Annotated in this window: 7 protein-coding genes, 16 tRNA genes, 2 rRNA genes and 1 pseudogene; 21 read left to right on the top strand and 5 right to left on the bottom strand. The window is 39.9% G+C overall.

What is annotated here, in order from left to right; genetic code table 11:
* The 21 genes from FG390_RS15485 to FG390_RS15390 form a co-directional block, all read left to right on the top strand.
* Window positions 1-133 (top strand): 23S ribosomal RNA (locus tag FG390_RS15485); the annotation flags it as partial.
* Window positions 134-230: 97 nt separating this feature from the next.
* Window positions 231-347: ribosomal RNA gene (rrf, locus tag FG390_RS15480) — 5S ribosomal RNA — on the top strand.
* Window positions 348-381: 34 nt separating this feature from the next.
* Window positions 382-456 (top strand) — tRNA-Asn (locus FG390_RS15475).
* 2 nt (window positions 457-458) lie between these two features.
* Window positions 459-550: transfer RNA gene (locus tag FG390_RS15470), tRNA-Ser, on the top strand.
* Window positions 551-591: 41 nt separating this feature from the next.
* A tRNA-Glu gene (locus FG390_RS15465) sits at window positions 592-666 on the top strand.
* A gap of 68 nt (window positions 667-734) precedes the next feature.
* Window positions 735-810 (top strand) — tRNA-Val (locus FG390_RS15460).
* 247 nt (window positions 811-1,057) lie between these two features.
* Window positions 1,058-1,134 (top strand) — tRNA-Met (locus FG390_RS15455).
* A 10-nt stretch (window positions 1,135-1,144) separates the two neighbouring features.
* Window positions 1,145-1,220 (top strand) — tRNA-Asp (locus FG390_RS15450).
* Between the two features lie 6 nt (window positions 1,221-1,226).
* Window positions 1,227-1,302, top strand: a tRNA-Phe gene (locus FG390_RS15445).
* Window positions 1,303-1,310: 8 nt separating this feature from the next.
* Window positions 1,311-1,386 (top strand) — tRNA-Thr (locus FG390_RS15440).
* Between the two features lie 38 nt (window positions 1,387-1,424).
* Window positions 1,425-1,509: transfer RNA gene (locus tag FG390_RS15435), tRNA-Tyr, on the top strand.
* A gap of 7 nt (window positions 1,510-1,516) precedes the next feature.
* Window positions 1,517-1,590: transfer RNA gene (locus FG390_RS15430), tRNA-Trp, on the top strand.
* Between the two features lie 19 nt (window positions 1,591-1,609).
* Window positions 1,610-1,685: transfer RNA gene (locus FG390_RS15425), tRNA-His, on the top strand.
* Between the two features lie 4 nt (window positions 1,686-1,689).
* Window positions 1,690-1,764 (top strand) — tRNA-Gln (locus FG390_RS15420).
* A gap of 4 nt (window positions 1,765-1,768) precedes the next feature.
* Window positions 1,769-1,843 (top strand) — tRNA-Gly (locus FG390_RS15415).
* 17 nt (window positions 1,844-1,860) lie between these two features.
* Window positions 1,861-1,934 (top strand) — tRNA-Cys (locus FG390_RS15410).
* A 29-nt stretch (window positions 1,935-1,963) separates the two neighbouring features.
* A tRNA-Leu gene (locus tag FG390_RS15405) sits at window positions 1,964-2,052 on the top strand.
* A 32-nt stretch (window positions 2,053-2,084) separates the two neighbouring features.
* Window positions 2,085-2,166 (top strand) — tRNA-Leu (locus FG390_RS15400).
* A gap of 151 nt (window positions 2,167-2,317) precedes the next feature.
* Window positions 2,318-2,482: a hypothetical protein gene (locus FG390_RS15895; protein WP_181406530.1), complete on the top strand. Its 165-nt coding sequence runs from the start codon at window positions 2,318-2,320 to the stop codon at window positions 2,480-2,482.
* A 248-nt stretch (window positions 2,483-2,730) separates the two neighbouring features.
* Window positions 2,731-3,132, top strand: coding sequence for a nucleotidyltransferase substrate binding protein (locus FG390_RS15395; RefSeq protein WP_141191918.1), 402 nt, complete (start codon window positions 2,731-2,733; stop codon window positions 3,130-3,132).
* A 2-nt stretch (window positions 3,133-3,134) separates the two neighbouring features.
* Window positions 3,135-3,449 (top strand): nucleotidyltransferase domain-containing protein, encoded by a 315-nt coding sequence (locus tag FG390_RS15390; RefSeq protein WP_141191917.1) that lies wholly within the window; start codon window positions 3,135-3,137, stop codon window positions 3,447-3,449.
* A gap of 752 nt (window positions 3,450-4,201) precedes the next feature.
* On the opposite strand, the gene FG390_RS15890 is transcribed toward FG390_RS15390, so the two are convergent.
* From FG390_RS15890 to FG390_RS15880, 5 genes and pseudogenes are all read right to left on the bottom strand, one after another.
* On the bottom strand, window positions 4,202-4,345 hold the full coding sequence (locus FG390_RS15890; protein ID WP_181406529.1) for a hypothetical protein: 144 nt from the start codon (window positions 4,343-4,345) through the stop codon (window positions 4,202-4,204).
* Window positions 4,346-4,680: 335 nt separating this feature from the next.
* A complete protein-coding gene (locus tag FG390_RS15885; protein ID WP_181406528.1) occupies window positions 4,681-5,472 on the bottom strand; it encodes an ExeA family protein in 792 nt (263 codons plus the stop codon).
* A pseudogene (locus tag FG390_RS15375) lies at window positions 5,466-6,857 on the bottom strand (transposase). Before FG390_RS15375 ends, FG390_RS15885 begins: the two are co-directional and overlap by 7 nt.
* 143 nt (window positions 6,858-7,000) lie before the next feature.
* Window positions 7,001-7,318, bottom strand: a complete 318-nt coding sequence (locus FG390_RS15370; protein ID WP_246092649.1) for a hypothetical protein — start codon at window positions 7,316-7,318, stop codon at window positions 7,001-7,003.
* A 67-nt stretch (window positions 7,319-7,385) separates the two neighbouring features.
* Window positions 7,386-7,529 carry a hypothetical protein gene (locus FG390_RS15880; RefSeq protein WP_181406527.1) on the bottom strand — a complete coding sequence of 48 codons (144 nt, stop codon included), beginning with the start codon at window positions 7,527-7,529 and terminating at the stop codon, window positions 7,386-7,388.
* Window positions 7,530-8,061: the final 532 nt, after the last annotated feature.

Genomic DNA, 8,061 nt, shown 5'->3' with positions numbered 1-8,061 from the left:
CCCCTCAAGATGAGATTTCCCATAACTTTAAGTTAGTAAGACCCCTTAGAGATGATGAGGTTGATAGGTCTGAGGTGGAAGCGTGGTGACACGTTTGAGCTGACAGATACTAATCGGTCGAGGACTTAACCAAGAAACTTCATGAAAAGCAAGGAACGTCGGTTAAAAGCGTCACGTCCTGTACAGTGTTTCTTCACTTTCAGTTTTGAAGGATTACCTTCATACATATGTCTAGTGGCAATAGCGAAGAGGTCACACCCGTTCCCATCTCGAACACGGAAGTTAAGCTCTTCAGCGCCGATGGTAATTGGGGGCTGTCCCCCTGTGAGAGTAGGACGTCGCTAGGCTGTATATTCTTAATAATAGTGGAGAATTCTCTATTCCACAGTAGCTCAGTGGTAGAGCAATCGGCTGTTAACCGATCGGTCGTAGGTTCGAATCCTACCTGTGGAGCCATTGGAGAGCTGTCCGAGTGGCCGAAGGAGCACGATTGGAAATCGTGTAGACGGTCAACGCCGTCTCGAGGGTTCGAATCCCTCGCTCTCCGCCACTGAAATATTGTGTACTAACGAATATACATAAACTAGTATTGGCCCGTTGGTCAAGCGGTTAAGACACCGCCCTTTCACGGCGGTAACACGGGTTCGAATCCCGTACGGGTCACCATTTTTAAAACAAAAGACTTGCAAAATGAATAAAGACATGCTATAATAGTTCTTGTCCTGATTTGTTATGGAGGATTAGCTCAGCTGGGAGAGCATCTGCCTTACAAGCAGAGGGTCGGCGGTTCGAGCCCGTCATCCTCCACCATAACTTAAATTGCATTAAATAAAATGTTAAATAGTTTTAAAAAAAGTTTGTGTTGTCACAAAGGCAGAGCCGTAGTGACAGTATTTACAAACATTAAACGGATTTACAAACTGAATAGTTTATATTGTCGCGGGGTGGAGCAACGAGCAACACATCCTCGAGTCTACATCGAGTTGTTACGAAGGCAAAGCCGTAGTAACAGTCTTTAAAACATTTAGTAAATCTATAATTAAATATCTCATATTATCGCGGGGTGGAGCAGTCTGGTAGCTCGTCGGGCTCATAACCCGAAGGTCGTAGGTTCAAATCCTGCCCCCGCAACCAAAAAATATATGGATCCGTGGTGTAGGGGTTAACATGCCTGCCTGTCACGCAGGAGATCGCCGGTTCAAATCCGGTCGGATCCGCCATTTAATGGCTCGATAGCTCAGTCGGTAGAGCAGAGGACTGAAAATCCTCGTGTCGGCGGTTCGATTCCGTCTCGAGCCACCATTAAGTGTGCCGGTCTAGCTCAATTGGTAGAGCAACTGACTTGTAATCAGTAGGTTGGGGGTTCAAGTCCTCTGGCCGGCACCATTTTTTTGTTTATTGCCAATTAAATAGTTTTTCATTTTGGAGGGATAGCGAAGTGGCTAAACGCGGCGGACTGTAAATCCGCTCTCTACGAGTTCGAAGGTTCGAATCCTTCTCCCTCCACCACTAATATAGGGGTATAGTTTAAAGGTAGAACTGAGGTCTCCAAAACCTCCAGTGTGGGTTCGATTCCTACTACCCCTGCCATTAAGACAAGAAGTTGATGGCGGCTGTGGCGAAGTGGTTAACGCATCGGATTGTGGTTCCGACATTCGTGGGTTCGATTCCCATCAGCCGCCCCATTTTTGCCCCATAGCCAAGCGGTAAGGCAACGGTTTTTGGTTCCGTCATGCGTTGGTTCGAATCCAGCTGGGGCAGCCAATATGCGGAAGTAGTTCAGTGGTAGAACATCACCTTGCCAAGGTGGGGGTCGCGGGTTCGAATCCCGTCTTCCGCTCCAATATAGTTTAATACAATGGCGGCATAGCCAAGTGGTAAGGCACGGGTCTGCAAAACCCTTATCCCCGGTTCGAATCCGGGTGCCGCCTCCACGATTATTTTAATAGTAGTCCTGACCCATGCCGGGGTGGCGGAATTGGCAGACGCACAGGACTTAAAATCCTGCGGTAGGTGACTACCGTGCCGGTTCAAGTCCGGCCCTCGGCACCATATTTAATTATTTTATTGCCAGCTTTAACTTTGCCAGTGTGGCGGAATTGGCAGACGCGCACGACTCAAAATCGTGTTCCTTCGGGAGTGTCGGTTCGACCCCGACCACTGGTATTATGACACTGCTTGCCAATGCAGTGAAATCAACGTTTCTTACACTTTGTAAGGAGCGTTTTTTATTTATAACAAATACGATTCTTACATAAATATCGTGTACATAAAATCGTGTGCGTACCCCTGTCATTAAACAAGGAGGAATTAAAAAATGGCAAGGCATACAAACGAATTATCAATAGATGAATTATCCGTGATTAACCCACCAAAAGTAGTAAAGGAAACTGATTTTAAAACCGCTTTTTCGTTATTTGTTGATGCATATGGATTTGTTGTGTGTATGAAATGGAGTATGCTTCACTGGTATCAAATCTAAGCACACAAACCATTAATTATTATTAGCGTAAGAAAAAAACAAGAAATAACTCCTTGTCTTTTTTGTACTGGTAAATGGAAAATTGGCTTGTTAGCCAGGATGAATGTTTATGATGTATAATAGTTGAAAAGGTTTGTCTTTAAAAGTAGTTCTTTAGTTTGGGAAGTTGATACAACATTATAACTATTATTCCAGATACACGTACTAAAAGTATAATAACAGAATTAAATATAACTGGGAGTGAAAACATGGATGAAATGAAGGGTATTCGTTGGAAACAAAGATTTGAGAACTTTGAAAAGTCATTTAAACTCCTAGAAAAATACTCAAAGGAACCAATATCAACTGAATTAGAAAGAGTAGGGATTATTCAATTCTTTGAGACAACTTTTGAATTAGCGTGGAAGGTATTAAAGGATTATTTGGAGGCAGAGGGATATGTTGCTAGAAGTCCAAGAGAAGCCATTAAACAAGCATTTCAGGCTGAAATAATTGAAGATGGGCACCTTTGGATGGAGGCACTATCTAAGCGGAATTTAACAATACATACTTATGATCAAGAGCTAGCAGAAAAGCTAGTTAAAGAGATACAAAAGCAATTTCTACCCATTCTTAGAAACTTATATGACAAATTATTAAAGGATAGATAAATATGTTTGGGTTGATTGATAGTGACATACGTTATATAAATAGTGCCCTAGCAAAATTTGATGAAATAGAATTTGGTATCATTTTTGGAAGCCGAGCGATGGGTAATTACAAAAGAGGATCCGATATAGATATTGCAATAAAGGGGAAAGGTATTACTTCAAAAATCTTATATAAGTTATCTGATTTACTAAACGAGGAATATCCGTTACCATATTTTTTTGATATTATTCACTATGAGACCCTCTCCAATGTGAATCTAAGAAATCATATTGATATAGAAGGTAAAATAATTTATGAAGCAAATATAGAAAACTGAAAGTTATAGAGGTTACTAGGTTCTTTCTTCATTATAGTAAAGATCACTTATATCAATTGTGTGCATAAAGAAGGCTTTGGTCCACCGGTATCTTTGAATGTTTTTGGTTAAAAGCTATTTTGGATGGTGACTAGGCACCCGTTATGTAAATAAAATGTTCAATAAATTTGGAGACACTTTTTATTATAAATACGTGAAAATTTTCAACCCCAAGTTAATAGGAATACTAACTCAAGCCGGATCAAAAAAGGGTCCAGTTTTTCTTTTGCCCAATTACCCTCAATTCCTTGTACGGTAAGGAATAGCGCGGTTTTCTTTCTTTTTCGTTTGGTTCCCAACGGTTTATTTCCGTTTTTTCTCCAATTTCATTTCTCCCTTTAGGAAGAACTTTTTTACAATGGCAGAATATTCAATTCAACCCAAAGTCCTAATTAAAATCGGGTGTTTTGGGTACCCCCGTTTCCCAAGGAACTAAAGGTAAAACTCTTGGGTGTTAATGGAGAGGAACCTTTCCCTTATAGATGGACTGAACAGGATATTTATGAGGGTACCAGAAAAATGATCACTGATTACTTCTATAACAAATCTAATTAACTCATCGTAAAGGAAAAGTCCTACAAGATTATTAAGATGTTAATCTTTTGGGCTTTTTTCATACATTAGTAAATACATTGGCGATGTGTGGTAAATTTCTTGGCGAACACTGGTAAATAACATGGCAAGATCTAGTGGCCGTAATCATATTCCTAACTCTACCTCGAGAAGTACTGGTATTTCTTTTGCTCGAGAGATGCCCAGTGGATTTTGGACTTGATTCTATTTCCATATTGACCATATTCAGTATTTTGAGAAAAACCAAACCAATCAACAAAAATGTCATGTTTTCTTGTACTCATTAAAAACCACCTCCTTATCCTAAAATACTAATCATTTTATTCTGAGATATTGTGTCCGTAGCCATCTCCGATGTCGGTTGTTTTGCCAGTGGCGATGACGTGGCAACTGATTAACGGTTACCCTCAACGCCACTGGCAATTAGTAAAGACAATTTAATTGCCGAAAATTTAAAATGTCAAATCCTCTTAGCTTCTTTTTAAGAAGCCCATTTAATTGATTTAAAGCATTTTTCATTTCTATAAGTTCATTTATTTCCGTTCTCAATCGCTAAATAGTCGCTTCCATCTCCGCAATGCCATACTCTAATTGCTCGTAATACTGGGTATTTTCCCTTTTACAGCTCATTGATGACCCTATGAATATGGGATTCTCCCACAATTTTATTCCCTTGTATAAAGGCATCTAATAAACTTTGACTACAGAGCGTGTTGATCTTCCTTGGGATCCCTTGACTGAAGTTATAAATGGCTTGTATTGCTTCTTCAGAGAAAATCTCATGAGGCGTCTCTACCATCTTTAACTGATGACGAATATAGGCATGAGTTTCTTCTTCTGTTAAACCACTCATTTGATAACGCATCTGAATGCGCTGGTCAATCGCTTCAAGCTGCTTTACTTTTAATAAATTTCGGAGGCTTGGTTGACCCACCACAATCAGGGAAAGGGGCGACATTGAGTCTTCTTTAAAGTTGAGAATAAAGCGCAATTCCTGTAACATAGAATCAGAAAAGTGATGGGCTTCGTCTATTATAATGACAAGCATCTTTTTCTCATTTTCATAAATATCAAGCAATAAGGACTGGTATTGGCGCTTAACATCCGTTGATCGGAAGGCCGGTTGAATACCGAAGTTCTGAAGAACTTCCCGATAAAAGAGTTTCGGAGTTAAGGATGAATCACAAATATACAGATAGTGAAAATGAATCGGGTCCAACTGATGTACCAATGTTCGGATGGCTGTTGATTTTCCCATCCCAGCTTCTCCTGTTAAAAGACAAAATTGACGGTTTTTTACGGCATATTCTAGTCGAGCGGCAGCTTCCTTCTGGCAGGCGGAAGCGTAAAGATGCTTTGACGAAATTTCACGGGTGAATGGCACACCCTTCATTTCAAAGAAGTCTAACATTCTTTATACCCCCTTGATTGTTTCTCTTTTAACATGGCAAAACTAGTTGTACCAACCCGTTTTCGCTTCTCTTCTTCTTGTTTTTTCTTCAATTGTTCTAAGAAATTTGAGGCGATAATAGGCCGTTGATCCACTTCCGTGTCAGCTGGTAACCTAGAGTGTCTTTGGTTGCGAAGCTCTGCGGGTTTTGCATCCTCATAACGCTCGTCATCCTTCCATATTTGAATGATGGACAGATCAAATGGATTATAGCGAATTTGAATTCGTTTACCGCGTAAGGAAGAATCAACATCATATCGATTTCCTTCTACTTCAATAATCGCTGTTTTTCGTACGGTTCGGTCTTCTTCCCAAAGGAAAACTTCTTTTAACATTTCCATTGGTAGATGACGAGTGTGTTCCGTTTGAGCTTCATATCGTTTTTTTGGGGTTTCCTTCGTACTCCGATGAATGCGGTTATCATACGCTTCCAACCAAGACCGTAAGTAGCCATTTAATTGTTTTAATGTCGTAAGCTTTCCTTGATTGATTAATAGATTTGCCTCCCCAGTAAAACTACTATCTACATATTGGAAGAACTTTCCAATTTTCCCTTTTGATTCTGGCGAATATGGTTTAGCATGAATGAGCTTTGTCCCCATTCTTGCGCACATAATTTGAAATTGCTTTGCGCTATAAACTGAACCATTGTCGCAAAAAAATAGATTAGGAACACCGAATCGTAAAACGGCTTTTTGAACACAACGTTCAAGGCGAGGATATTTTTCTTCCATGAAAAATTCCGCATGCATGATTCTTCTACTGTGATCATCAATGATTGCGATGAGATAAGCCTTTTTTCGTTTCCCTGGGTTCTTTGGGTCAGGTAAATACAACGTATGTTGTGTGTCGGCCTGCCAACAGTCATTTGGCATCTCATGTTCAAAATGCCGAAATTCCTTCTTTATCGCACGGTAAATATCTTTTTTACTCCATCCCATTTATTGGAAATATCGTGATAATGTACGTGGTTTGAGAACCCCGAAAGGAACCATTTCTTCCAACTCAAGAATTCGAATTACCTGTTCAACACTTCGACTAGGCAATTCTTTTCGTAACTCTATCGCTCGATTTAGCACTTCTGGATCTTGATTACGTAAGCTCCCTTTCTTCTCCCTAACCTGTGGCTTTAGACCTTCAAATCCATCCTTTTCATAAGCTTGGAGGTATCTCTCCAAGGAGCGAATACTGACTGTATTTTTTTCACTGCCTGGAATCGTGTATCTCTGTTTTGCAATTTCCCTCAAAAGGGCATACCTCTCCCCAGGTTGTAATTGCCGTTGCACGATTTGGGCAATTAATCCAAACCGAAAGGCAGCTACTTCGTTTCGTAACGTTTCATTCATCTTGTTTTTCCTCCACTCCATAAAAAAGTAAACAACTCCCATTTTCTTCGATTTTCACCAAAGAAGGTAGGGACATATTTTGTGGAGCGAAAAAAAGGGGATTCAGGAAAGTATCCCCAAATTATCCGACTCTTTCACTGACTTTACCATTCAGATAAAGGCTGCCGGAGATTAATTTTGGAAAAAAGCCTTCCCTTACAAGGAACTGATCCATTTTCGGCAAAAAAGAACGAGAGGAGAAGTTGAATCTCACTATTGGAACTAATCCCATTTCGATAAACTGACAATAGTCCTTCATCTTCTATATACTCAGACACCCATTTCTTGCGTTGATTAATCCACCAATTCCCCCATAAATCCTGAAATCGGCGTTTCCAGCGATAAAGTGTTTTAAGGGAAACTACAGAGACGGAGGATGTCGTTAGCCATTCAGCCAATTGACAGACAGGAACCCCAACCATCAACCATCTTCCAAAAAATTCATAAACATGATTCGCAAATCTTCCCCAAGGGAACGTAAAGTAAGCATTAATGAAAATGTTTTATTGCAATCTGGGCATCTTCTCCGCATGATGGGGATCCGATGGGATTGATGTTTAAAGTGAATCGTTTTTTCATATATCCCATGTTTTCTGGTTTTCCTTCCACAACAAGGGCAAAAAACATCTTCATCAAACGCCTCAATAAATTTTATATATTTCTTGATGGTTAAGGGACATTCTAGTACAATAGACATTATAAGTGGGGGGGTTATTTGTTCTCTGGCCGGCAAGCATAGAGGAGCAGATAACCTTTTCCTTTTCTAGTTTAAGAGCCGTCAGCTCTATTGACCATTATACTATGGTCAGTAAAGCTGACGGCTCTTTCTTTTAGTATCCTCCGACAAAGTTGTAGGCAAATTTTTACTAAATAGCGACATTAGGGATGGCTGCGAACAGGATGAATGGTAGGTAGCTCTAATATAATAAGGAGTCAGAAGTGGAATATACGTTCCCGTTTGGCTTATAATAAAGGTATAAAGGCAGGTGAAATAACAAAATGTCATCAGACGAGAAATATGGTGTTCAAAAACAAATGTTAAAAAATCTCACCAAAAAAGAATATATTGCTTTAAAAACCTTATGTCGTTTGAGTAAAAATATGTACAACGTTGGTTTGTATAACGTGAGACAACATTTTTTCGAAACGAAAACCTATTTGAGCT

The sequence above is a fragment of the Terrilactibacillus laevilacticus genome, assembly GCF_006517395.1.
GTDB classification, from domain to species: domain Bacteria; phylum Bacillota; class Bacilli; order Bacillales; family Sporolactobacillaceae; genus Terrilactibacillus; species Terrilactibacillus laevilacticus.
The sequence above is the reverse complement of the archived record's forward strand: the minus strand, read 5'-3'. Positions and strand labels throughout refer to the sequence as shown.

What these genes read in the sequence shown, in the direction of transcription:
- FG390_RS15895 (WP_181406530.1), top strand. Translation starts at nt 2,318, where the DNA reads ATGGCAAGGCATACAAACGAATTATCAATAGATGAATTATCCGTGATT.
- FG390_RS15395 (WP_141191918.1), top strand. Translation starts at nt 2,731, where the DNA reads ATGGATGAAATGAAGGGTATTCGTTGGAAACAAAGATTTGAGAACTTT.
- FG390_RS15390 (WP_141191917.1), top strand. Translation starts at nt 3,135, where the DNA reads ATGTTTGGGTTGATTGATAGTGACATACGTTATATAAATAGTGCCCTA.
- FG390_RS15890 (WP_181406529.1), bottom strand. Translation starts at nt 4,345, where the DNA reads ATGAGTACAAGAAAACATGACATTTTTGTTGATTGGTTTGGTTTTTCT.
- FG390_RS15885 (WP_181406528.1), bottom strand. Translation starts at nt 5,472, where the DNA reads ATGTTAGACTTCTTTGAAATGAAGGGTGTGCCATTCACCCGTGAAATT.
- FG390_RS15370 (WP_246092649.1), bottom strand. Translation starts at nt 7,318, where the DNA reads ATGGTTGGGGTTCCTGTCTGTCAATTGGCTGAATGGCTAACGACATCC.
- FG390_RS15880 (WP_181406527.1), bottom strand. Translation starts at nt 7,529, where the DNA reads ATGAAGATGTTTTTTGCCCTTGTTGTGGAAGGAAAACCAGAAAACATG.